Source organism: Nodosilinea sp. E11 (assembly GCF_032813545.1).
Lineage (GTDB): Bacteria > Cyanobacteriota > Cyanobacteriia > Phormidesmidales > Phormidesmidaceae > Nodosilinea.
On the sequence record NZ_CP136520.1, the window covers coordinates 1,415,503 to 1,439,603 of the forward strand.

Annotated in this window: 23 protein-coding genes; 13 read left to right on the top strand and 10 right to left on the bottom strand. The window is 58.1% G+C overall.

From position 1 onward, the window contains the following. Window positions 1–213: 213 nt before the first annotated feature. The 3 genes from RRF56_RS08590 to RRF56_RS08600 all read right to left on the bottom strand — a co-directional run bounded on the left by RRF56_RS08590 (window position 214) and on the right by RRF56_RS08600 (window position 2,279). Window positions 214–699 (bottom strand): response regulator, encoded by a 486-nt coding sequence (locus RRF56_RS08590; protein ID WP_317037226.1) that lies wholly within the window; start codon window positions 697–699, stop codon window positions 214–216. A gap of 186 nt (window positions 700–885) precedes the next feature. After that, the gene (locus RRF56_RS08595) at window positions 886–1,947 is read right to left on the bottom strand and encodes a potassium channel protein (RefSeq protein WP_317037227.1); all 1,062 of its coding nucleotides are present in this window, start codon (window positions 1,945–1,947) and stop codon (window positions 886–888) included. Between the two features lie 134 nt (window positions 1,948–2,081). Next, on the bottom strand, window positions 2,082–2,279 hold the full coding sequence (locus RRF56_RS08600; RefSeq protein ID WP_317037228.1) for a hypothetical protein: 198 nt from the start codon (window positions 2,277–2,279) through the stop codon (window positions 2,082–2,084). A gap of 254 nt (window positions 2,280–2,533) precedes the next feature. On the opposite strand from RRF56_RS08600, the gene gloB reads away from it, so the two are divergent. From gloB to RRF56_RS08630, 6 genes are all read left to right on the top strand, one after another. After that, on the top strand, window positions 2,534–3,325 hold the full coding sequence (gene gloB, locus RRF56_RS08605) for a hydroxyacylglutathione hydrolase (RefSeq protein WP_317037229.1): 792 nt from the start codon (window positions 2,534–2,536) through the stop codon (window positions 3,323–3,325). 107 nt (window positions 3,326–3,432) lie between these two features. Beyond that, a complete protein-coding gene (locus RRF56_RS08610) occupies window positions 3,433–3,783 on the top strand; it encodes an NAD(P)H-quinone oxidoreductase subunit M (RefSeq protein WP_317037230.1) in 351 nt (116 codons plus the stop codon). 128 nt (window positions 3,784–3,911) lie between these two features. Further along, window positions 3,912–6,254, top strand: coding sequence for a PP2C family protein-serine/threonine phosphatase (locus RRF56_RS08615; RefSeq protein ID WP_317037231.1), 2,343 nt, complete (start codon window positions 3,912–3,914; stop codon window positions 6,252–6,254). Window positions 6,255–6,336: 82 nt separating this feature from the next. Continuing rightward, on the top strand, window positions 6,337–7,971 hold the full coding sequence (locus RRF56_RS08620) for a CHAT domain-containing protein (RefSeq protein ID WP_317037232.1): 1,635 nt from the start codon (window positions 6,337–6,339) through the stop codon (window positions 7,969–7,971). A gap of 100 nt (window positions 7,972–8,071) precedes the next feature. Next, window positions 8,072–8,710 (top strand): hypothetical protein, encoded by a 639-nt coding sequence (locus tag RRF56_RS08625; RefSeq protein WP_317037233.1) that lies wholly within the window; start codon window positions 8,072–8,074, stop codon window positions 8,708–8,710. A 142-nt stretch (window positions 8,711–8,852) separates the two neighbouring features. Then, the gene (locus RRF56_RS08630; protein ID WP_317037234.1) at window positions 8,853–10,022 is read left to right on the top strand and encodes a tetratricopeptide repeat protein; all 1,170 of its coding nucleotides are present in this window, start codon (window positions 8,853–8,855) and stop codon (window positions 10,020–10,022) included. Here RRF56_RS08630 and RRF56_RS08635 read toward each other — a convergent pair. Then, window positions 9,988–10,518, bottom strand: a complete 531-nt coding sequence (locus tag RRF56_RS08635) for a phosphoribosyltransferase (RefSeq protein WP_317037235.1) — start codon at window positions 10,516–10,518, stop codon at window positions 9,988–9,990. The two genes, RRF56_RS08630 and RRF56_RS08635, sit on opposite strands and share 35 nt — an antisense overlap. Window positions 10,519–10,735: 217 nt before the next feature. On the opposite strand from RRF56_RS08635, the gene RRF56_RS08640 reads away from it, so the two are divergent. Continuing rightward, window positions 10,736–12,160: an MFS transporter gene (locus RRF56_RS08640; RefSeq protein WP_317037236.1), complete on the top strand. Its 1,425-nt coding sequence runs from the start codon at window positions 10,736–10,738 to the stop codon at window positions 12,158–12,160. Between the two features lie 12 nt (window positions 12,161–12,172). Here RRF56_RS08640 and RRF56_RS08645 read toward each other — a convergent pair whose 3' ends face one another. The 3 genes from RRF56_RS08645 to RRF56_RS08655 are packed head-to-tail and all read right to left on the bottom strand — an operon-like array spanning window position 12,173 to window position 16,752. Continuing rightward, window positions 12,173–13,303 (bottom strand): CO2 hydration protein, encoded by a 1,131-nt coding sequence (locus tag RRF56_RS08645; RefSeq protein WP_317037237.1) that lies wholly within the window; start codon window positions 13,301–13,303, stop codon window positions 12,173–12,175. Continuing rightward, complete coding sequence (locus RRF56_RS08650) at window positions 13,300–14,907, bottom strand: NADH-quinone oxidoreductase subunit M (RefSeq protein ID WP_317037238.1); 1,608 nt, start codon at window positions 14,905–14,907, stop codon at window positions 13,300–13,302. Before RRF56_RS08650 ends, RRF56_RS08645 begins: the two co-directional genes overlap by 4 nt. Before the next feature lie 9 nt (window positions 14,908–14,916). Further along, the gene (locus tag RRF56_RS08655) at window positions 14,917–16,752 is read right to left on the bottom strand and encodes an NAD(P)H-quinone oxidoreductase subunit F (protein ID WP_317037239.1); all 1,836 of its coding nucleotides are present in this window, start codon (window positions 16,750–16,752) and stop codon (window positions 14,917–14,919) included. Window positions 16,753–17,579: 827 nt separating this feature from the next. On the opposite strand from RRF56_RS08655, the gene RRF56_RS08660 reads away from it, so the two are divergent. From RRF56_RS08660 to RRF56_RS26385, 6 genes are all read left to right on the top strand, one after another. Next, on the top strand, window positions 17,580–17,888 hold the full coding sequence (locus tag RRF56_RS08660; protein WP_026072292.1) for a carbon dioxide-concentrating mechanism protein CcmK: 309 nt from the start codon (window positions 17,580–17,582) through the stop codon (window positions 17,886–17,888). Window positions 17,889–18,038: 150 nt separating this feature from the next. Continuing rightward, entirely contained in the window at window positions 18,039–18,377 is a 339-nt protein-coding gene (locus RRF56_RS08665; RefSeq protein ID WP_017296879.1) for a carbon dioxide-concentrating mechanism protein CcmK, read from the top strand. A gap of 6 nt (window positions 18,378–18,383) precedes the next feature. Continuing rightward, window positions 18,384–18,686 (top strand): EutN/CcmL family microcompartment protein, encoded by a 303-nt coding sequence (locus RRF56_RS08670; protein WP_317037240.1) that lies wholly within the window; start codon window positions 18,384–18,386, stop codon window positions 18,684–18,686. 136 nt (window positions 18,687–18,822) lie between these two features. Then, the gene (locus tag RRF56_RS08675; protein ID WP_317037241.1) at window positions 18,823–20,811 is read left to right on the top strand and encodes a ribulose bisphosphate carboxylase small subunit; all 1,989 of its coding nucleotides are present in this window, start codon (window positions 18,823–18,825) and stop codon (window positions 20,809–20,811) included. Window positions 20,812–20,840: 29 nt separating this feature from the next. Beyond that, complete coding sequence (locus RRF56_RS08680; protein ID WP_317037242.1) at window positions 20,841–21,524, top strand: hypothetical protein; 684 nt, start codon at window positions 20,841–20,843, stop codon at window positions 21,522–21,524. Window positions 21,525–21,560: 36 nt separating this feature from the next. Continuing rightward, window positions 21,561–22,436 carry a BMC domain-containing protein gene (locus RRF56_RS26385; protein WP_410510549.1) on the top strand — a complete coding sequence of 292 codons (876 nt, stop codon included), beginning with the start codon at window positions 21,561–21,563 and terminating at the stop codon, window positions 22,434–22,436. A gap of 101 nt (window positions 22,437–22,537) precedes the next feature. Here the strand turns inward: RRF56_RS26385 and RRF56_RS26390 are convergent, their stop codons facing one another. From RRF56_RS26390 to miaA, 3 genes are all read right to left on the bottom strand, one after another. After that, window positions 22,538–22,876: a type II toxin-antitoxin system PemK/MazF family toxin gene (locus RRF56_RS26390; protein ID WP_410510550.1), complete on the bottom strand. Its 339-nt coding sequence runs from the start codon at window positions 22,874–22,876 to the stop codon at window positions 22,538–22,540. Then, window positions 22,863–23,072 carry a ribbon-helix-helix domain-containing protein gene (locus RRF56_RS08695; RefSeq protein WP_317037243.1) on the bottom strand — a complete coding sequence of 70 codons (210 nt, stop codon included), beginning with the start codon at window positions 23,070–23,072 and terminating at the stop codon, window positions 22,863–22,865. Before RRF56_RS08695 ends, RRF56_RS26390 begins: the two co-directional genes overlap by 14 nt. A gap of 95 nt (window positions 23,073–23,167) precedes the next feature. Continuing rightward, window positions 23,168–24,079: a tRNA (adenosine(37)-N6)-dimethylallyltransferase MiaA gene (gene miaA, locus RRF56_RS08700; protein WP_410510582.1), complete on the bottom strand. Its 912-nt coding sequence runs from the start codon at window positions 24,077–24,079 to the stop codon at window positions 23,168–23,170. Window positions 24,080–24,101: the final 22 nt, after the last annotated feature.

Here is a 24,101-nt window from a genome sequence, read left to right on the forward strand (position 1 = left end):
TCACTGCAACGAGATCATCGTGCCCTGAAATGGCTCTATACCAGCAGCATATCTCAGATAAATTGAGGCACCGGAATAAGGTTATTAAGAAAATAAGAAGCTTACTTTTTAGGTAAATTTAGATTTCAATCGCCCCATAAAACCGAGTTTTCAAGCAACAGGACTATTGGATAGTTTTTGTTTATTTACTAAACGTATTGAAGCGAGGGAGGCTTACCTCAGCGGTAGCGTTACAATGCCAAGCCAAAACGATTCAATCTGTTGCACCGTGTGAGACAACTGCGCTAAATCAGCCGCCTTCACCACGTAGCAGTTGCCCTGGCTGGCATAGCTCCGCAGAACATCTTCACTGTGGTCTGACTGCGTGAACACAATCACCGGAATTCGCTTCAGGTGGGGGGTTGTCTTGATCGTGGTGAGAATGCTGTGGCCGTCGTGCCCCGGCAGATCGAGATCGAGTAAAACTAAATCTGGACGAGGTGCCTGGGTGTACTGATTCCGCTGGAGCAGGTAGTCAATCGCCTCATTCCCATCCTCGATAATGTCAAAGCGATTCTGGGACCGATACTCGGCCTGAGACGCCTGAACGCGCCAGGCATCGTCACCAGAGGACTGGGCCAAAACCTGCTGCACCAGTTGGGCATGCTCCCGGTGAGGATCAATGATCAAAATGAAGCGATCGCGTTCTAGCTCTTGCATAGGGCCTGGCCATTTAAGGCTGGTTGAGTACGGCTGAGCCCCATCGACACACCTGGCTACAACACCAGGGTGGGCCACGCAGCGCACCTTGCTACTGCACGCTAGCGACAAATTACCCACAGCCGCCCATTGTGCAGAAAGTTGTAAGATTCGGCCCGCTCAGGCCGGCGGTGGTGTCAGTGGCCTTCAGCGACGAATCGGACTGATAATTTGGCTCAGCAGCCGCAGCTGGTCGGCGTTGCCCATGCTGATCACCATATCGCCGGGGTAGAGGCGGGTGTCGGCGCTAGGGGCAAACATAAGCACCCCATCGTCCCGGCGAATCGCCAGAATTAGCGCCCCAGACTCACGACCTAGCTGAGCCTCCGCCAGGGTTTTGCCGACAACTGGGCAGCTCTCGGGCAGCAGCAAAAATTCTTCCACATAGACCGCGCGTTCCGCCCCAGTGAGCATGCCGTCCAAAAAATCCACCACCTGAGGGCGCAGGGCGGCGGCGGCCATGCGCTTGCCGCCGGTGATGTAGGGCGACACCACCACATCGGCCCCGCCTCGCTGTAGCTTGAGTATGGCCTCTTCACTGCTGGCGCGGGCAATGGTCCGAATACCCGGCGACAGGGTCTTAGCCGAGAGCACAATGTAGAGGTTTTCAGCGTCGGAGGGCAGGGCGGCCACCAGGCAGCGAGCCTGCTCTACCCCCGCCTGGAGCAGCATTTGATCTTGGGTGGCATCACCCTGGAGGGTGATGTACCTGAGCTGCTGGGCCGTCTGAATCGCCACGCTGTCGGAGTCAACTACCACAAAGGCAAGGGCCTCAGCCGCAAACTCGGTCGCCACCTGACGACCCGTACGCCCAAACCCGCAAATAATATAGTGTTCCTGTAACGATTCCATCAGTCTGCGCCGCTTGAGTAACCGAAACCCGGCCTGAAAATGCCCCTGCACAATGGCATCGGTCAAGCTGTTCAGGATGTAGGCAATCACGCCCACACCCATCATGATCAGCAGGATGGTAAACAGCCGCCCCCGGGGACTGAGCGGGTTAATCTCGCCAAAGCCCACCGTCGAGAGCGTGATCACCGCCATATAGGTGGCATCGAGCCAGCTCCACCCCTCCATGAAGCGATACCACAGCACCCCCGAGAACACGACACCCCCCAGGGCGATCGCCCCGCGAGTTAAGTGTCGCCGGGTGCGGCGGTAGTTTTCCTCAACAGCGGTTTCGCCATAGCGAATGCGGTTTTGGCGCACGGGTAGATAGTCCTAAGCGGTGGTCCTAAAAGCTGACCCGGCCTAGGCCGACAACGATGGGAATGCCCAAATTGTAAAAGGAAAAGCGCCCTGGGGTTAGTCAGGGCGCTTTTTTTACCATCCTGGAGAAAAACTTAGTCGGCCAGGCGCACTCGCCCGGCCCGAATGCTGTCAAACATCTGGTTGATGTACTGGCGATCGCGGGCGGTCAGAGCCGGGTTGCTGAGCATTGCCGTCGACAGGCTGAGGTGATCGCGGCGGCTCAACCGGCCCTGCTGAAGGGCGGTGTGCACCAGGGTTTGAATATCGGCAGCAGGCAGAGACGACACCATGATTGCAGATCCTCGGTTCAGGAGTGACGATAGTAGGTAGGAGTAGGTAGGCGGCAAAGGCGTGGGCTACCCCAGAGACCGCCCGAGGCAATGTAACCAATGCTACATTTGCATCTTTCTCAAGCATGCCCAATCCCTAGAGGTTACGGTGGGGCAACCGATAAAGATTCAGTAAATCTGCATTAAACCTGAGTTAAGGGTAGATTTGCCACGGAGAAGATACGGAAGCAATGGCGCACAGCCAGGAGAGCAACATGGAAATTCATCGGGTAGCGGCCTTTCGCGACAACTATATTTTTGTGCTGCACGATGCAACCCAAGGGCAGGCTGCGGTGGTTGACCCTGGCGATGCCACGTCAGTGCTGCAAACCCTAGATCGGCTGGGGGCGAAACTGACGGCTATTCTCAATACCCACCACCACAGTGACCATGTGGGCGGCAACCAGCAATTACTAGAGCACTTTCCCCAGGCCCAGGTCTATGGGGGCAGCGAGGACAGAGGCCGCATTCCAGGGCAAACCCATCTGCTTCGCGAAGGCGATCGGGTCAGCCTATTCGAGGGTTCGGCGGAGGGCCAATGCACCGCCGACGTCTTCTTTGTGCCTGGGCACACCCGAGCGCACATTGCTTACTACTTTGCCCCAGCTACCGCCGCCGACTGGGGTGAGCTATTTTGTGGCGACACGCTGTTTGCCGGGGGCTGCGGTCGGCTGTTTGAGGGCACCCCCCAGCAAATGGTTGAGTCTTTGGGCAAACTGCGGCAGCTCCCCGATACCACGAGGGTGTGGTGCGCCCACGAATATACCCTCAACAATCTCAAGTTTGCGCTGACGGTCGATGGGGCCAACCTCGCTCTGCGCGATCGCCTGGCCCAGGTAGAAGCAGCCCGCGCCCACGATCGCCCCACCGTACCCGCTGAGCTTGGGCTAGAAAAACAAACTAATCCCTTTCTGCGGTGGGATCAGCAGACGCTACAGCAGGCCACGAATAGTAGCTCAGCCGTTCAAACCTTTGCCCGGCTGCGGGGCAAGAAAGACTTGTTTTAAGCTCTGGGGTGGGGCAGTTGCTATACAATCAACAAGAGTAGCGCCACCCTGGGAGCAAACTACCCCAGAACGACCACATTGGATTCCCTAGAGGGCATAACCTGGCTATGATGCTCAAATCGACCACCCGGCACGTCCATATCTACACCGCCACCGTCGCCGATAACGAACTGGTGCCCAGCGACGACAAACTCACCCTCGACATTGACCCCGACAACGAGTTCAACTGGCCCGAAGACGCCCTCAAGGCTGTCTATGCCGAGTTTGACCGCCTTGTCGATGCCGCCGCTGGCGAAGATTTAACCGACTACAACCTACGACGCATTGGCTCAGATTTAGAGCATTTTGTGCGCCAACTCTTGCAGCAGGGAGCGATTAGCTACAATCTCAAGAGCCGCGCCCTCAACTACAGCATGGGTTTACCCCGAGTCGAGCCTGACCCATCGGCAGCAAGCTAAGCTTGGCGGCTGGCGTAGGCTCGGCGACCCATCGATTGGCAGCGCTCTCCGCACTTCCCCTAGGGTTGGGTACTATTGAGACGTTACAAGTGAAACGTTCAGAGCTGTTTATCTGCGCCTAGAGGATCGTGATCCAGTGCTCTAATCCAACCTGTCGAGCCGCTTCGACGCCACCCGCCAGTCGCTGTAAGGTCTGCGGTACGCCACTGCTGTACCGGTTTTTGTTGGCCGTGGGCGAAGGGGCGCGATCGCTGCGTTCGGGCACGCTGGTAGCCGGGCGGTTTTTGGTGTGGCGCGATCGCCTTTGGCTAGACACTCGGCCCGACACCCCGCCCCCATCCCTGGAGAAGATTTTGCCTCCGGTGATGGTCTATCTCAAGCTCTTTTATCTGGCCCAGCACGTTCCCCGGCCCTATGCCTACCTCATTCCTGAAGAAACGGGCCTAGCCACGCCGGTACTGCTGCTTGATGCCGCCCCCATTGCTACTCGCCTCAAGGGAAATCTGGAGAGCTCGTCGCCGCAGTCGCCCGAGCAGATCGAGGCCATGTTGCTGCCAAATTTGTCTCAGGCCTGGGCCAGTGGGTCGGCCCTGCGGCAGCTCAACTGGCTGCGTCAGGTGGCCAGTCTGTGGCCCGCTCTCGCTGACCAGCAGGTGGCCTCAACCCTACTCAATCTAGACGATCTGCGAGTTGATGGGGCGCTGCTGCGGCTCACCACCCTAGTCACCGACGAGACACCCCCCGCCCTCAGCGCCCTAGAGCTGCCGTGGCGAAAATTAGTCGCTACGGCTCAGCCTGCGGTGCAGGAATATTTGGGCTGGGTAGTCAAGGCGCTGCGCGACGGCAAAATCACGACTGCCGCCGACCTAGAGGCTGACCTGGAAGGAGCCCTGCAAACCCTGGGGCAGGGGCTATTGGTAACCATTGATTGGGCCGCAGGGACAGACCAGGGGCCAACCCGCGATCGCAACGAAGATGCCTGCTACCCCGATGGCGAGTCTCGCCAGCAGCGGTTAACCGGGTCAGCCATCGGCGTTGATCCGCCACCGCTGCTGTTGGTTTGCGACGGCATTGGTGGCCACGAACAGGGCAGTGTGGCCTCTCAAACCGCCATCAAGCTACTCCAGCAAGAGCTAGAACCCCTGACCCAGCAGCCCCATCTACCGCCAGCGGCGATCGCCCAGCGGCTCAAGCAGGCCATTATTCTGGCCAACGATGCCATCTCAGCCCGCAATAACGACGAACAGCGATCGGCCCGAGCCCGCATGGGCACCACCGTAGTAGTGACGTTAGTGCATTTTCCCTATGTATCTATTGCCCACATTGGCGACAGCCGCGCCTATCGAATCAGCCCACACACCTGTTACCAAATTACCGTCGACGACGACGTGGCCTCTCGGGAGGCCCAGATGGGCTATGCCCTCTACTCAGAAGCCGTGCAGTTACCCAGTGGCGGAGCGCTTATTCAGGCCCTAGGCATTAGCGACTCGGGCTACCTCTACCCCTCGGTACAACACCTGCTGCTTGACGATCCTGCCCTGCTGCTGCTGTGCTCCGATGGCCTCAGCGACTACGACCGGGTTGAAGCCTTGGCCCCCCATCTGGTGGCCCCGCTGACCGCCACCGCTGGCCCTCTGGGAACGGCGATCGCCGAGTTGATTCAGCAGGCCAATCGTCTAAACGGCCACGACAACGTGACCGTGGGGTTAATGCGGTTTATTCCCCAGGTAGCAACGCTACCCAGCCTGCCCGCCAGCAGCTTAAAACAGGCTCCGGTCCCTAGCCAGCTTGCAGCCACAGGGGCAGCAGGCCATGCCCCACCCCCAACGACGCGTCTAGTGGCCCCTGCCGCTGCCACCGCTCCGGCTGCAAGGCCAGGGCGAGCGGGCTTTCCGTGGGCCGCTTTTCTAGGCGGCATGGCCGTGGTGCTAGCAGCCCTAGGGGCAACGGGGTGGTTCTTAAGTCGTCGTCAGTCGTCTGCCATGGCCATCCAGCCCCTTACGACAGACTGGCCTATCCCGGCGCTGGCCGGTCAACCCCTACCCAGCTCGGCCCTAGCTGCCACCGTCGAAATCCCCATCGGATCGTTTTGGCAAGCGACCAACGCTGGGGATGGCCGCGACCTGGATCTGCGGCAGCAGCCTGGTGAGGCGGCTGGGCTAACAGAGCCAGGGCCAACAGAGCCTCCTGCGGTAGCTATTGGTAGCATCGTCAGGGTCATCAGTCGCCAAACCACCGCAGACAATACTGACTGGGTACGGCTCCAAATCTGCTCTATTCCCTCGGGGGACTCCCTTGAACAAGCTCCCCAGGAAACCGATCTAAGCGAGCCCTTGGCCAATAACCCAGATCTCAGCCAGCGCCTATCAACCCCAGGGGATGAAGGCTGGATGCAGACCCGACAGCTCTATCGGGCCACAGCATTTTTAGAGTTAGTGACTCCGACCCAAGCCGGTCGCTGTGTTCCCTAGCCGCCCGGCCTGGTCGCCGTATTTTCTGGCCCTGCCGCCGCCTCAATTTTCATGATTTGGCCCTCTTGCCTTAGGCCTGCCTATGCTGTCGTCTGACGCCCTCACCCTTTGTATTGCCATCGATCGCCTTACTCAGGCCGACTCCAACCACTATGCCATCTGGGTGCTAGAAAGCCCGTTTCCCGGGGGATACGCCCACCACGATCGCATCTGGGATGATCAGATGGCGCAGATTTGGGACAGCTGGCAACAGTTCTTTTCACTGCGGGGGCTACCCCAGGTGCCCCACGTACCCTCAGCCTACGTGCCGCAGTTTCAGCTCGACGATCTGCTCGACCGGGTCGCCCCCACCGCCGAAACCGGCAGCAAAACCGGACGGCTGATGCAGGGGCTGGGGGTAAGCCTGTGGGAATGGTTGTTTGACGGCCCCATTCGCCAGACCTTAGAACGCAGCCTCGGCATCGCGATCGGCCAAAACCGCCCGCTCACACTGCGGCTAGAAGTACGGCCCCCAGAGCTCATCAGTCTGCCCTGGGAAATTATGCAGCCTCAGCCCGGTCGCCCGGCCCTGGCGATGGGGCCCCAGGTACTGTTTAGCCGCACAGCCAGCGCTGTAGACCCGCTGCCCCCCGCTGAGTTAGACACCTCCCTGCGTATTTTGCTGGTCTTAGGACAAGACGATCCTGGAGCGACCGAGGGGGCAGGAAACGTTCTGCAGCTCCCCCAGGAAGCCGAAGCCCTGAAACAGTTGCTAGAGCTTAGTGCCTCACGCTTGAGTTACCAGGGTGCTGGCCCAGTCGTCTGCCAGGTGCAGACGCTGCTAGAACCCGACGCCAAAACCCTGCTCAAAGCCTTAGAAACCGGATATTTCAATGTGTTCTTCTACGCGGGCCACGGGGTGCCTGCCCCCGACGGCGGCATGCTATTTTTGCGGCAGGGGGGCAGTCTGAGCGGCACCGAACTGGCCCAGGGGCTTGCCCACAACGGCATTCGGCTAGCGGTGTTTAACACCTGCTGGGGAGCTCAGCCTGACCTACAACACCAGCAGGTGATTCCCCGCAGTAGCCTAGCGGAGGTACTGTTGCACCACGGGGTGCCAGCCGTGTTGGCCATGCGTGACTCTATTGCGGACCATGAGGCCCTGAGCTTTATTCAGGTACTGGCCCGAGGGCTGGCGGAGCGGCAGCCGGTGGCCCAGGCGGTAGCGCTGGCCCGACAACATTTGCTGACGGCTTACCGGTTTAACCATGCGGCCTGGACGCTGCCAGTGCTGTATCAGCATCCCAATTTTGAAGGACATTTGCTGCGAGAGGCGACCTTAGCGGTTACCCAACTGCCCGGTCAAGACTTAGACACGACCAATGCGGTAGTGCGCTGCCTCAACACCCCAGACCGCCTGTGGCGGCTCTACGATGGCTATTTGCGGGTAGGAAGGCTGCCTGATAATGACCTGGTGATTGTCGAACCCTGGGTATCGCTGCAGCATGCCGAGATTTTTTGCCGCAACCAATTTGAGAACGGCGTACAGACTACCGGCTATTACCTGCGGGATATGTCGCGCTATGGGTCTTACTACTATGATGGTCGCACCTGGCACCATGTCCACCGGGCCGAAGTGCCCCTGGCCCTGGGCACAGCCATTCAGTTTGGCAGCCGGGATGGCGAATTGATGGAATTTACCCTTGAGGGTAACCCCAGGTCAGCGCCGCCGCGCTAGCTATCGGGCAAACTTGTCTACTCTGTACGGAATGGCTCAGCGGCCTTGTGTATTCTCTCTTGTCAGGTTTGTTACCGTCTTGTGCATCTTTGATTTTGCTATGAACCAGTCCTCCCAGCCTTCCAACCCTGCTTCTAAGTCTGCCATGGCCGCTGAACACGACTTGCTTGCCAGTATTCTTACCGCCGATGAGGCGTATCCCTGGCAACCTCTGGCCCCTGAAGCCGAAGCTTATTTGACTCACCTTGAAGCAGAGTTTGACGATTTAGGAACAGAGGACTTAACGAGTGCGATCGCCGCCGGATGGCAGATCCTGGCCGCTCAGATGAGTGCTCAAAGGGGCGAGACAGCCATCGCTCCAGCCCAGGCTAGGACCGTGTTCAGTCAGATTCGTCAGTTTCAAGCGCGAGTGCCCAACGAACTGCTGCAAAGCCTGGCCACCACCGCCACTGCCCTAGCCCGCAGTGGCCAACCCCTCATTGACCAGCTAGTGCAATGTGCCAATGACATTCTGCCCAGCTGGGACACCGCTGACCTAGCGGTGCTAGCCCGTCCATTGGCCTACTCGTTACGAGACGGACGCGGAGAAATTTTAGAGCTAAACCTGCGGGCAATTCCAGCCAATCCCTGGGAGACCCTGTCTGATCTAGAGCAGGCACGGCTGACGTTAGCTATTGCGTCAGTGGCGCTCAAAGCGGCCCAAGCCGACGATGACGGGGCCAAGAGCGATCGCCCTTAAGCCCAGCAATTCGACCATCAATCCACCAAATTGTATACTTCACTACTGCAAATTTCCTCATTACGATATTGCAATGCTCCACTGACAGGTTGAGTTTCAGAGGGAATCATGAGAGTGGATGCTCCTTAGCTGTGTTACTCCTATGGGATACTCCCTCACCCAGTGGCTCCGCCGCCAGCAGGCCCGCTATCACTATCGTCAAGCGTTGACCCAGACCCGCAAGGGCAATGTAGACGCCGCTCTCAAGGCCCTGCCCCAAGCGCTTAGCCATCACCCCAACCCTGCCGATATTCACCTTGAGTTGGGCAAGGTGTACTGGCAGGCCGGGTCTCTAGATACAGCCCTCGCCGCCTTCACCGAAGCGATCGCCCATGACCCCAGCAATGTGCGCGCCTACGGCAACCGAGGCTTGCTGCACTGCCAGCAAGGGCACGACGAGCTGGCCCTAGCCGACTGGCAACGTGCCCTCGAGCACCAGCCTGGTCACGCGCTAATTCATTACAACCGGGGCTTGCTGCACCTGCGACATCAGCACTATACTGCCGCCTTGGCCGACTTAGATGCGGCCATTGCCGCTAACCCCAACCTAGCCGAAGCCTACCTGCACCGGGGCCACCTGCACGAAACCCTAGGTGAAGCTGAGGCCGCTATCCGGGATTGGGAACTGGCCCTCTGCAATGACCTCAACCTCGATCAAGCTCGGATCAAGTTACACCATTACCATCAGGCCAACCGCGATCGCCTGATTGCTCAACGCCTACAAGCGGGGCTAGCGCTCAAACACATCACCGTAACCGCCCAGCAAGACGACGACAGACTGCATATCCAAGTCCATCGGCCCGTGGGGGTGGGTATCAACTACTTCACCCTGCCCGACCGGCTGCGCACCCTGATGATTAGCTGGCAAATGGACGACATTCACAGCTTTGATCTCACCGGTCAGGTGCAAGAGCAGGATGTTGTCGAGTGGCGGGGCAGTTACAAGCTGTTTCAAGGGCAGCCTTGCCCCCCGGCTCGATGGTCTCGGGTACTGCTGACCGCCTTTCTGATTTTCCCGCCCCTAGGCATTCCGGCCTTAGCCTGCGCCATGAACCTGCGTCAGGCCTACCAGCGGGGTGACTACCTCACCGCCCTGCGAGCTTCTAAGGCCATTCAGGGGCTGTGCCGCGCCGGGGGCATCATCTCCCTCACTCTGGTGACTATGCTCGTGGGCTACTGGGGCTATCAACGGCTTTATGGCCCTCCAGAAGCATCGGCGTCGCCCCTAGAGCTACCCGCTAAACCGCTGACTCCGCCTGGGATCGATGACTAGCCACCAGATCCGCTGGGGTCATGGTTTCATAACGTTCAAAGGGCTGGTGAATCCACGGGTTATCGGGCAGGTAAACCACATGGTAATCGGGCTTAATGATCGATTCGGCCTTGTACCACAGCACCGCCGTACGCACATCTTCGATGTAGAACCCATACTTGTGGTGCAGCCAGGCCATCGATTTCTTCAGACTGTAGCCTGAGTCAACTAGGTCGTCGACAATCAGCACCTGGCTGCCCAGGCTCGGGGTGGTCATGCTCAGGTCGCGGGAGAAAGTAATCGACCCCCGTGTACGACCATCGGCCCCACCGTAGGAGGCAGTCGACAAAATCGCCAGGGGCACATCAAACAGGCGACAGAGGGTATCGCCAATGCGCAGCCCACCCTTGGCCAGGCAGACAATCTGGTTAAACTCCCAGCCCGACTCGTAGATTTGAATAGCCAGTTTTTCAATATCGCGGTGGTAGTCGTCCCAACTTACATAAAAATCAGCCATGCCCCTTCTCCCATGAATAGCCCCCGCCCCCAAAAACGTCCCTAAAAACAAGGCGTTGCCCTGCCCCGATTTAAGCGCAGTGGTGGAGTTTTGCCCACGGTCGCGCTACAGTTCCTAAGCTGGACTCGGTGTAGGGCAATCTGCGATGGGGAAATAATACACTGAGGACGCCCATTGAATTGTTGATTCTGGTGGTGATCCACCAAGCAGGTTCCCTATGGCTCCAAATATTTCGCCCTCGGGCACTAATTCACCTGCCCCCGATAAGTTTTCGCTCTGGGGCAAGCTGGCCTTTGGGGCCGGAGACATTGGCCCTGGCATGACCGCCAACCTGCTGGCATTTTCGTTCTTAATTTTTTTGACCACTGCTGCCGGGCTGAGCCCGGTAGCCGCCGGCTCCGTGCTGGCCATTGGGCGGATCTGGGATGCGGTAAACGATCCGTTTATTGGCTATCTCAGCGATAAAACTCGTACTCGCTGGGGTCGCCGCTACCCTTGGATTGTGCTGGGAGCCATTCCCTTTGGGGTGACTTTCTTTCTCACCTGGGTAGTACCGGGGTGGGAGAGCGATACCGCCCGGTTTTGGTACTACGTGGTGATGTCGCTGCTGTTTCAGGTGTTTTACACGGTGGTAAACCTGCCCTACACCACCCTCACCGCTGAACTCACCAAAGACTACGACGAACGCACTGAGCTGACGGCCTTTCGGCTGGGGTCGTCGCTGTTTGGAGCGATCGCCGCCCTGGGCCTGGGTCTAGTGATCACCCAGGTAATTGCCGACCAGCGCCAGCAGTATTTAGTTTTGGGGGGCATCTGCTCGGTGCTGGCGGTGCTGCCGCTGCTGTGGTGCGTCTGGGGCACCTATCCCTACGCGGTACAGCGCAACGCCCTCCAGCCCGCCGACACAGAGGAAGCAGCACTGCCCTTTCTGCAGCAGATCAAAGTGGTCTTTGCCAACCGGGCTTTTATGTTTGTGGTAGGCATTTACCTGTTTGCCTGGCTGGCCCTACAAATGACCGCCAGCATTATTCCCTTCTACGCTACGTTTTGGATGGGCCTAGACTCTTACTTTTTGGCGGCGCTGCTGGTACAGGGTACTGCCATTTTGATGATGGTGGTGGTCAACTATCTCAGCCGTCGCCTGGGTAAGCAGGAAGTGTTTTACATCGGCATTGGCACCTGGATTATTGCCCAGATTGCCCTGTTTTTTGTGCAGCCGGGGCAGGTGGCGGCTCTGTACCTACTGTGCATTGTGATTAGTTTTGGGGTGGCTACCGCCTACGTGGTGCCCTGGGCTATGTTGCCCGACGTGATTGAGCTAGACGAAATTAAAACCGGCCAGCGGCGAGAGGGCATTTTCTACGCCTTTATGACCCTGCTGCAAAAGGTGGGACTGGCCCTGGGGCTGTTTTTGGTCAGTCTGGCCCTGCAATTTTCGGGTTTTGTCAGCGAGGCCACCCAGCAGCCTGACTCGGCCCTGCTGGCAATTCGCATTTTCATTGGCCCGGTACCAATGGTGCTATTGGCCATGTCGATGCTGCTCACCCGCTTTTACCCCATTACCCGCCAAATGCACGCAGAAATGCTGCTACAACTGGCTGAGCGCGATCGCCAGCAAGAGCAAGGCGGCATGGAGGGGTAGATGACTAGGGCCTTAAAGTTGCACCACATCTAAACGCGAGGTGGCTAACCGATCCATCCATCCGGCGAGGAAGGCGTGGTTGGCAGCTTGCTCAGCAGGGTTTTGGGTATCGGCAGGGTGAGGCATGAGGCCCTGCAATGACGCACTGGTAACGCAGAACATCGACTTTTGAAAGCTCTGGCAAATCTTAACCCGCACATCGTCAAGGCCACGGCCACTGGCGAGATAAAACGCCGTTAGATAGTCGGGCAGGTAGTGACGCATATCCTGCATGAGCAGGGTGGGGGGAATGCCCGCACCGCCGATGGGCAGAGGATCGGCGTAGAGGGCACCGTACTCGAAGCGGCCCTGGTCGGCGGAAATTTGGTTGGCCTGGGCATTGTAGGAGACCGTTCCCAAGAAGGGCGTGCCGCGAAAGAAGACAGCCTCCACGTAGGGCACCGCGACATCCATGAGAAAGGTAAGCTCCGCAGATTTGGGCAGCAGCTCGTAGGTGGTTCCGTCGATGTTTACGGCGTAGGTAATCGGGTTAGCCGCCGCCGCCACCAGCCCCGCCTTGATAAAAGCCACCACCTCAGGAATAGTGACCACCTGCCCCGCATCGTAGGCATCGGAGAGATCGATAAACAGATCGCTCATCACCCGCCAAAATTGGCCTAGAGCACTGTAGTAGGCGAGTTGGCGCACCTGTTCAGGAAAAAAGTCTGGGAACAGACCACCGAGCAGGCGAATGGGCGGATTGTGTTTGGTTTTTGCGGTTACCGCCGCCTGGCACCGCTGCAAAAAGTCATCGCTATCAAGGTAGGCGTCAAACTTGCCGCCGCCGTGCCACAGCATCGTTTTCATACAGTACTCGGCGTACTCAAAGTTGATGCGATCGTGCCACCAGTGCCGCAGCAGCTGCGGCAGCGTTACCTTACCGTTGAAGTACTTGAAGAAGGGGAAGAGCACCAAAAACTGGTGGTCGGCAATATAGATCAAGTTGTCGGAATAGGCGTTGAGCACCACCCCGTAGCTCTTGAGAATGCCCACTACCTCCAGCACGTTGCTAGGGGAGTCGGGCAGCAGGGCCTCAGCATTCAACAGCCGCTGAATAAACGGCTCTTGGGGATGGGTGGCGGGGGCAGTCAGGGTGTGGGTCATGGCAGGTAGACCTTAGCGCTAGGGTCAACGAGGGCAGGAGCCGCTAGCCGAGTATCAGCGACAGCAGCAGGCAACGTAGCGGGAGCAGCGGGCGTAAACCGCGATTCACCCAGTACAAACCCTTGGTAGGGAGCATGGAGCGCCAGGGTGGTGTGCTCACTCCACCGGGCCAGCCAGTTGGGCTGGAGGCCAAAGGCAATGATTAGTAGAGCTAAACCTAATGCAGGGGCGCGATCGCGCCAGGTCACCGGAGGCAGTGCGATATCGAGCTGGGGGGCATTGGTGGGCGGGGCGATCGCCAGCCGCCCAAAAAATGCCCGGTTGACCAGCAGCAAAAAGTACACCGCCGTCAGACCTGAGCCCACCATGCACAGCAGCGTCTGCACCGGAAAGATCAAGAAACTGCCGCGAAACACCAAAAACTCAGAGATAAAGCCCACCATACCGGGAATGCCCGCACTGGCCATCACGCCCAAGATCATCATTGACCCCACAAAGGGTAGCCCCCGCTCGGGGTTGAGCAGACCGCGCAGCACCGTTAGATCGCGGGTGCCGGTGGTCTTGTACACCACCCCCACCAGCAAAAACAGCAGCCCTGAAATCAGCCCGTGGCTAATCATCTGAAACACCGTAGCCACAATACTGACCGGAGTGCTCGCCGCCGCCGCCAGCAGTACATAGCCCATGTGGCCAATCGAGCTGTAGGCCACCATTTTTTTCATGTCGGTCTGGGCGATCGCCGCCAGCGACCCATAGAGCACGCTGATCACCGCCCAAGTCGCCATCCAGGGGGCCAGGGCCATCCAGGCATCGGGCAGCAGCCCCAGGCCAAACCGCACCACCCCGTAGGTACCCAGCTTTAGCAGCACCCCCGCCAGCAGCACCGACACCGGGGTAGAAGCCTCCACGTGGGCATCGGGCAACCAGGTGTGAAAGGGAAACAGCGGTACCTTAATACCAAAGCCGATCAGCAGCGCCACCAGCAGAGTAATCTGCTGAGCCAGGGGTAGCGCTGTGGCCAGGGCGCTGTCGTAGTCAAAGCTGCTGTTGCCCGACAGCCACACCAGCCCCAAAAACGCCCCCAAAATCAGCACCCCAGACAGCGCCGTATAGATTAAAAACTTGGTGGCTGCATAGCCGCGCCGCGCCCCGCCCCAGATGGCAATCAGCAGGTACAGCGGAATCAGTTCTAGTTCGTAAAAAATAAAGAACAGTAGCAGGTTCGCCGCCAAAAAGGCCCCGGCCACGGCGCTGTTAATGACCAGCAGCAGTACGTAGTAGAGCCGCACCCGATGCAGTTGTGGATCGGTAATGTAAATCGCCACTAGGCCCAGCAAGCTGTTAACCACAAGCAGCGGCAGCGACAGACCATCTAGCCCCAATCGGTAGCTCAGCCCCAGGGGTTCGACCCAGGGCAGCAGTTCCTCAAATTGAAACCCTGGCGTGGTCAGTTCAAATTGGGTGGCCAGAAAACCCAACAATCCTAGGGTCACCAGCAGACTGACGCTGCTAATCACCTTAGCGGTCTGCGACTCTAGCTTGCCAGGCCAGAGGATCAGCACCAATGCCCCCACCAGCGGAATTAAAATCAGTGCACTCAGCATCGTCAACCGTTACCAAAGCGTCCAGGTCATGAAAATTCCCAGTAGCCCTACCCCGGCAAAAATGGTCAGCAGGTAGAGCTGCGACTGGCCAGAGGCACTGTATTTAAGCCCCTCACCGCCGAACAGCGACGCCAGGCCTACCCCATTTACCAGACCATCAACCACATACTGGTCAAACCAGCTGCTAAACCGGGCCAGGCTCGATACCGCAGCCACTACCGTCTTGTCGTAGAGGCGCTCGGTGTAAAAGTCGTAGGCCAGCAGGTCTTGGGCAATGCGCAGGGAGCGATTGAGCGATCGCGCTAGCGACTTCGACAATGGAGCCGTGGCTCCCGCAGCCACCCCTACCCAGCCCGACGCCAGCAGCAGCAGCGTAATGGGCCAGTTAATGTACTCCCAGGGCGGCAGCAGCGCTAGCTTGCCCATGATCACCGGCACCAGCAGCGTTACCACCGATAAGGTAACCATCGGTACCGCCATCGGCCAAGGCACCTCTGGAGCGCGGCGAGTCTTGGGCTGGGGTGTCCCCAAAAACACCAGTCGAAACACCCGGATCAGGTTGAAAGCCGTCAGCCCATTGACTCCAAGAAACACCAGCGCCAGCAGTGGCGAACTACCGCTCAAAAAATCGACCCCCATGCGTAGGCCCCAAAAACAGCCCAGGGGTAACACCCCAACCATGCCCAGGGCACCGGTCACGTAGGCCAGGGTAGTAGCCGGCATTTTGCGCCCCAGCCCCCCCAGTTCGGTGATGTTCTGGCAGTTGGTGGTCATAATCACCGACCCGACCGCCATAAAGATCAGCGCTTTGGCCACGGCATGGGTGAGCAGCAGGGCAAAGGCCACCCCTGGCCACTCAGTGCCTACCGCAATAAAAACTAGCCCCAGGTAGGCGCTGGTGGAATAGGAAAACGTTCGCTTGAGATCGACCTGGGCCAGGGCCACGAGAGAGGCCCCCAGCGCTGTCACCGTGCCGATCGCCACCAGAGTCCCCAAAGCCACTGGCGAGAGCACCACAATCGGCTGCAACCGAATCAATACGTAGGCTCCACAGGTAACCACCACCGAATTTCGCAAAATTGAGGCGGGGTTAGGCCCCTCCATGGCTTCATCAAGCCACAGGTGCAGCGGAAACTGGGCACATTTGCCAATTGGGCCAGCGATCAGCGCCAGTCCCAGCAGCGTAGCTACCCCCGTGGGCAGGGTTTCTACCTTCACCCACTCGTATAAATCATTGAAATTGAGGCTGCCCGCCAGCGACGCTAGGGTCACCACCCCCATCAGGAGCAGCACATCGCCAATGCGTTTAGTTAAAAAGGCATCACGGGCGGCGGTCACCACTAAGGGCTGGGCAAACCAAAACCCCACCAGCAGATAGGTAGATAGCGTTAGCATCTCCAGCAGCGAGTAGGAGACAAACAACGAGCCACTCAACACTAGACCGCTCATGGCCGCCTCAAAGAAGCCCATTAGCCCATAAAAACGAGCTAAGGCCCAGTCTTTTTCCATATAGCCGAGGGCAAACACCTGGGCTAGCAAACTGAGGCCCGTGATCAACTCCAGAACCCCTAGATTGAGCACCGAAATGTCGAACGCCAAGGTGAGGTGCACATCGGCAAAGTCAAACCAGGAGAACAGCAGTTCCTGGGGACCCTGGTTCCAAATTCCTCTAAAAGCCAATAGACCGTGGACAAAGGCCACCAGGGTCATCAATATGTTGAGATAAACCGCTGGACGAGGGCCAGTGCGGCGAATCAAACCAGTGGACCAGGGCACAGCCAGCAGCGCCCCGATTAGACCATAGACCGGCAACAGCCAACTGGTTTCTACAAAGAATTGGGTCATCCCGACGCTCTCTGACAACACCTTACCGTTCGCACCTAGCGGCAGCTTCCCACAGTATCTGCCCCAGAGTTTACCGTCTCCTGGGCAGCAATCTAGCAGAGCAGCGGCAACACAATCTGCGCCAACACCCTCCACCCAAGACGAGCGGCCAATCTACCGCAGCTATTTAGGCTTCAGCCCTGGGCGATCGCCCTGCTACGCGCTTCAGCTACAGGCGGCAAGCACAGATACAGAACTGCACTCAAAGCTCAGCCTAACTATTTACCAGCCGCCATCACCGAGAGGCATGGCGGCTGGGCCCCCACCTCCACAGCGCCCACGGACTGCGATCGTAGACCTTAACGCCCTAATTTCAGAGCTTTTTGCTATTCTACCTGATTACCTGAAGGCCTCTGGACCAGGAATCGCCAGTTTTCGCCTCCAGCCATAAAACCCCTTCGATGGGCCCTCGAAAAGCCTAACGAGGTACCATAATCACTTCGACAACCCCCTCTCTCAAGGTTCAAACTACCCCTCAAAACACTGCTTGGAAGTGAGCAGTCACTTCTGTCAATATATGGATTGATTGCGGCAGGAAAACTTTTGCAATATAAGATTTAATAATATTCAACATTAGCAACAATCATTGGGGCTTATATTGCAAAAGTGACTACGGACACCTATGCTTAATCTGTCATCAAGAATTTTTGGGCAGTCTGAAGTTTTTGCTTCCCCTAGGGGTGAGTCCCGTCTGTCGATTTCGGGGCATATTTTTGCGCTTAAATACCTTATAGAGCGTGCTGGGTAGGTCTAGGGTTGCCTAAATTTTTATAACGGAGATTTCGACTATGCCGATTGCTGTTGGAATGATTGAGACGCTGGGTTTCCCGGCTGTGGTAGAAGCCGCCGACGCGATGGTAAAAGCGGCCCGGGTCACCCTGGTGGGTTACGAAAAAATTGGTAGCGGTCGCGTCACCGTCATTGTGCGGGGCGATGTGTCTGAAGTTCAAGCTTCCGTCTCGGCCGGTGTTGAGTCGGCTAAGCGGGTCAATGGCGGAGAAGTTCTATCGACCCACATCATCGCGCGGCCCCACGAAAACTTGGAATTTGTGCTGCCCATTCGCTACACCGAAGCCGTAGAACAATTCCGAACCTAGACATTAAGACAGCAAACCTAAAACGCGCGGTTTTTTAAGACCTATTCGTTCTAAGGTTTAGGGGTTGCCTGGGTGCGATTGTCGCTCAAGGTAAATCTACTCAGCATTCGTTTAATCCCGCGTTCTTTGTGAAGAAAGGTATATAGAAATATGGCAATTGCAGTTGGTATGGTTGAAACGCTGGGCTTCCCCGCTGTGGTAGAAGCCGCAGACGCCATGGTAAAGGCGGCCCGAGTCACCCTAGTGGGCTACGAAAAAATCGGCAGCGGCCGCGTCACCGTAATTATTCGCGGCGATGTGTCTGAAGTCCAGGCTTCCGTGGCTGCTGGTATCGAGAACGTGAAGCGGGTAAACGGTGGCCAGGTGCTGTCGACCCACATCATTGCCCGTCCCCACGAGAACCTAGAATTTGTTCTGCCCATTCGTTACACCGAAGCGGTCGAACAGTTTAGAGAGAGCGTCAGCGGCATTCGTCCCTACGGCAGATAAGTCGCTATGCTCTTGGCTAAGGTTCGCGGCACGGTAGTTAGCACCTGCAAAGAGCCGAGCTTGAGTGGCGTTAAGTTTCTGCTGGTGCAGCTCATCAGCGAAACTGGCGATCTACTGCCCGACTATACGGTCGCCGCCGATGTAGTCGGGGCCGGCCCTGGTGAATGGGTGCTGATTACCCAAGGCAGCGGGGCACGCCAGCACCCCGGCTACGAAAATCGTCCCGTCGATGCGGCGGTTATTGCCATTGTCGACACCGTTAGTCTCGACAGTGGCAACCTCTATAACAAACGAGACGATTTCAGCTAGTTGGTCTGAGGGCATTGAGTAGCCCTGCTCAGTCTGACTAAGCACACTCTCTTCCTGCTAACTAGCCCTGATCGAGCGATCTACTGCTGTAGGTCAAGGGCTAGCCAATCGGGACTTTTTTGGAGGAATTACAGCGATGGCGATCCGCACACCAGCGGCATCTCCGACTCAGGCAAGGGGTTCGCAGTCGGTCTTTGGGCCAACGTCAGCCCAAAACCTGGGCCAGGTTCATGCTTTAGCCCAGGTTTTGGGCCAGGTTCTAGTAGAGCCTGGTGTATCTCTAGCAGCAGGGTCTGTAGTGCAGGCTGACGCCGCTGCCACTGTGCGGCTTGGTGTGAGCAGCATCCTCCAAGAGGGGGCGACAGTCTATGGTCGCTCCCAAGGGCGCGTGTTGGGAGACGATCGCGCCCCCTACGCGGTCTGGGTGGGCGATCGCGCCATTCTGACCCACAAGGTATTAATACAAAGCCCGGTTTACATCGGCACCGACTGCTTTATTGGCTTTCGCTCCACAGTCTTTAACGCCCGGTTAGGGGCGGGCTGCGTAGTGATGATGCACGCCCTGGTACAGGATGTGGATGTGCCTCCGGGCAAACTGGTGCCCTCGGGCGCAGTGATCACTCAGCAGCAGCAGGCCGATGGGCTGCCTGACGTAGGCCCTGCCGACATTGCTCTGGTCAGAGAACTGGCTGGCATGCCCGGCTACACCTCCCCTGCCAGCGGATACCGATCGTCAAGCTCGGCCTCTTCAGGCACCACAGCACAATCAAACGAACGCGATGGATTAGGCACTATGACTTCTCAACTGCTACCTCCCGACGTTGTCCAACGGGCTCGTCAGTATCTGGCCCAGGGCTTAACAATTGGCACCGAGCACGCTGACGCGCGCCGCTATCGCAGTGGTGTCTGGCAGACCTGTAGCCCCATTCAATCTAACCGAGAGCCTGAGGTGCTAGCGGCCTTAGAAGCCTGCCTGTCTGAGCATTCTGGCGAGTATGTGCGCATGTTTGGCATCGATCCGAAACTCAAACAGCGGGTAGCTCCCATCACCATTCAGCGAGCCGATGGCAAACCTGTAGACGTCCATAGTGGTGGAGTCACGATCACGACGGTTTCTAACAACGGCGGTCATCGCCCCGCTCCGGCCGCAGCCAGTGGTGGCCCGCTGTCGCCCGAGGTGGTACAGCAGGTGCGCCAGTACCTCAGCCAGGGCTATCGCATCGGCACCGAGCACGCCGATCGCCGTCGCTACAGCAGCAATGTCTGGCAAACCTGCTCCCCCATCACTTCCTCCCGCGAAGGTGAAGTGTTTGGTGCCCTAGAACGCTGCCTAGCCGAGCATGCCGGCGAATATGTTCGCCTGTTTGGCATCGACCCTCAGGCCAAGCGTCGCGTCGCATCCATTACCATTCAACGCCCCGACAGCAAGCCCGTAGCTACCGCGACTGGCGGCATGAGTACCGCTGGTTCCACCTATGCAACTCCTTCCCCTAACCACAACGGTAGTGGTGCCCAGGCCACGGGTGAGGTCGTACAGCAGGTGCGTCAGTGGCTCGGTCGAGGCTATCGCATTGGGGCCGAGCACGCCGACAGCCGCCGCTACAGCAGCAATGTTTGGCAAACCTGCACGCCCATCTCCAGCAACCGCGAGGGTGATGTGGTAGCAGCGATCAACACCTGCATGGCTCAGCACCCCAACGACTATGTGCGCGTCTTTGGTATTGACCCCAAAGCTAAGCGCCGAGTAGCCGCTGTCACCGTTCAGCGCCCCGGATCTAAGGGTGCTTTGGCGGCACCGACTCCCTCCTATTCGGCTCCAACCTCTCACAGTTCCTCGGCCAGCAACGGGGCGGCACCGATGGGCGGTCTGTCCCAGGATCTGGTGCAGCAGGTACAGCAGTTGGTGAACCAGGGTTACCGACTCAGCCTTGAGCACGCCGATGTGCGTCGCTACCGCAGTGGCGCTTGGCAGACCGGGGGGGCGCTGGAGGGCAGCCGGGTTTCAGACGTGCTCAATGCCTTAGACTCTCAACTCCGAAATCACTCTGGTAAATACGTGCGCTTGATCGGCATTGACCCCAAAGTGAAAAAGCGGGTGCTTGAAACAACTATTCAGCGCCCTTAATCAACGCTCTGACGCAAAGATCGGTAACCGTGGCAGCACCCGCCCAGGCCAGTAATCAGTCTACCAACGGCCATATCCAGGGGAATGTGGATGTGGCACCGGGAGTAGCCATAGCGCCTGGGGTGCTGCTGGGCGCAGCGCCGGGCTGTCGTCTGGTGGTTTCCGCTGGGGTTTGTTTGGGGGCCGATGTGGTGATACAGGCCCACCACGGCGATCTAGTGCTTGAGCCAGGGGTCAGTTTAGGCAGCGGTGTGCTGGTAGTTGGCCACGGTTTTATTGGTCAGCACACCTGCATTGGGGCCAATAGCACCCTGATCAATCCCGTTATAGGAGCTTCTCAGGTAGTAGCGCCGAGTTCTCTAATGGGCGACCCCAGTCAACCTACACCGCCCCAGCCAGGGCAGGCCAACGGTTCGAGCCCTGGGTTTGGCCCTAGTGTCCGTAAGGCTGGGGGAAGTACTTTCTATTCAGCGTCAAGCGATACCGCAGTCGGTCACGCTCAAACTGGTGGTACCTCCAACGGCAATTCTTTGAACGGCAGCGCTTCTGCCCAAGAAAGTATTCACAGTGGTACCCAGAATGGCAATACCCAGAACGGCAATACCCAGAATGGCTCCTCTGTTTACGGTAAAAGTCAGGTAAACCGACTGCTGGCAACTCTATTTCCCCAACGTCAGGCGCTGAATGGCGCTAGCCCAGAAGACAGGCCGTAGAATGGAGAAGCAGACACCCCTGTGCAGAGGCACCCTATGCAACCCGACGGCAAACTAGCCTCGCCCCTAGACCTCAAGTCCGGCAAGCCTAAGCGGCTCAATCTGGCCACGCCAGCGCCAGAACCGACAGAGGCCCAGCGCCGTGACAAGTATCGCGGGGCGGCCTTAGGCATGGTGTCGACGGAGAGTTTTCCGGCGGTGGTGGGCACTGCCGATGCCATGCTCAAGGCCGCCGATGTGCTGCTGGTGGGCTATGAAAAAACCGGTGGGGGCCACTGCACGGCGATTGTCCGGGGCGGCATCAGCGACGTGCGGATGGCGGTGGAGGCTGGAGTTGCAACGGCCCAGGAATTTGGTCAGTTTGTCTCCTCAACGCTAATACCACGCCCTATGCCCAATCTGGAGGCAGTGCTGCCGATCTGTGCCCGCTGGGACGAACTGCGCAGCGTCGGGGGGGGCAAACTTGGCAGTCAAGCGATTGGGCTGCTGGAAACCCGTGGGTTTCCGGCTATGGTGGGGGCTGCGGATGCGATGACCAAGAGCGCCGATGTGCAGCTCATGTCTCATGAGGCAATTGGGGAGGGGTTGTGCACAATTTTGATTCGAGGATCGCTGCCGAATGTGGCGATCGCAATTGAAGCCGGGATGCATGAGGCCGAGCGCATCGGCGAACTCCATGCTGTCATGGTGATTCCTCGACCGCTCGATGACCTCGTTGAATCACTGCCGGTGATGGAAATGGAGCAGGAGCAGGAGCAGCCCGAACCCTTGCGGATGCCCCTCAACCTGGAGGTCAAGCAGGAAGAGGCCGAAGCCGAGCCGGTGCTGATCGAAGCTGCCGCAGAAGAGGCTGAACCTATCGCCCTAGAGCTGACCGTAGACGATCGCGAGCTGGCCGACGAAGAGCTTTAGAGGGCACCCGAGAAAATTGGCGACCATATTTTCTCAGCTCGTTTAGCCCCCTGGACTGGTGCGCGATTGGGGTTAAAGCCACCTCCTGCTGGATGGGAGACCTAACGAAGATCTAAATGTAACTTTAGGGCAGCCTCTATGTTTTGCATGGAGCTAACCCCCAAACGCCCTACCTGGCCTCCTAGAACACGCTGTTTTGAAATCGTGCGGATTTGCTGCACCTGGGCCTTGGATGGTTTAGGCAAGCCCGTTTCATCTGTAGTTAATAGCACCTCGAAGGGGTATACCCGATTCACTTGGGACGTAAGCGGCACCACTGTAACGGTAGAGGCAGCTCGGTTGTTCGCATTGTTGCTGACGATGAGTACCGGGCGCTGCTTGGCAATTTCTGACCCTACGATTGGGTTTAGGTCGGCAAAATAGATATCACCACGCCTCATTGGTCATTCCATCCGCTACAGTGACCTCCCAATCTAGATCTACCTCCTCAGCGGCGAGGGCATAGGCTTCTTCTAAGGCCTGCTCACGCAGTAGCTCTAGGGCTCTTTCAATCACCTGCGATCGCGATTTGAAGGCATGGCTATGGCGATAATCTTCCACAAAGGTGAGCAATGGTTGAGGGAGAGAGATTGACACTTTGGCAACCTGCATAAGCTTTACCCAGTAGGAAACATGGTCATACTTACTATGCCACCAGTTTAGCGCTATCGTTTACCCGCTGAATGCACCGCCTAGGTCAGGTGCTCCCCCTGCTCTTTGAGCCAATCCCACACCCGGTCTACCAAATCGCTGGCGTCGGCATCGAACCACTGCACCGTGGCCCGGTTGCGAAACCAGGTGCGCTGGCGCTTGGCGAACTGGCGCGTGTGCTGCACAATCTCTGTCTGGGCCGTGGCGAGAGAACTATGGCCTTGCAGATGGCGCAGCATTTCGGCATAGCCCAGGGTTTGCAACAGCGGCAGATCAGAACCGTACTTGCCCACCAGACGCGTGACCTCTTCGACGAAGCCAGCCTCGAGCATGGCCTGGGTACGCCTGGCAATGCGTTTTTCTAAGGCTAGCGGATCGCAGTCGAGGGCCAGGTACAGCAGCGGATAAGCCGGTGGAGCTTCGCCCTGGAGCGTAGAGATGGACTGACCAGTGACGTAATACACCTCTAGGGCGCGCCCAGTACGCACAGGGTCGTTGGGGTGAATGCGATCGGCAGCGGCGGGGTCGAGACTTTTGAGCAGGGCATAGCAGTGGGGTTGGCCCAAAGCCTCAAACTGCCGCCGCAGAGCGGGCTGAGGAGCCACCGGGGGAATTCGCAGTCCTTTCACCACCGCATCTATATAGAGACCGGTGCCGCCCACTAGTAGCGGCAGAGTGCCCGCTTGGTGAAACTGCTGGATCAACGTCTGGGCCTGGCGCTGATACTGGGCCAGGGTGAGGGTTTCGGTGGGATCGCAAATGTCGATTAAATAGTGGGGAATCTGCTGGCGATCGCAGGCCAGAGGTTTAGCAGTGCCAATGTCAAACTCTCGATAGACTTGTCGGGAGTCGGCGCTAAGAATGACAGCCTCGCTATCTGAGGCCAGGGACAGGCGCTGGGCTAGGGCGATCGCCAGAGCAGACTTGCCCGTAGCTGTAGCCCCGCCAATTATCACCAAGAACGGTACAATTGAA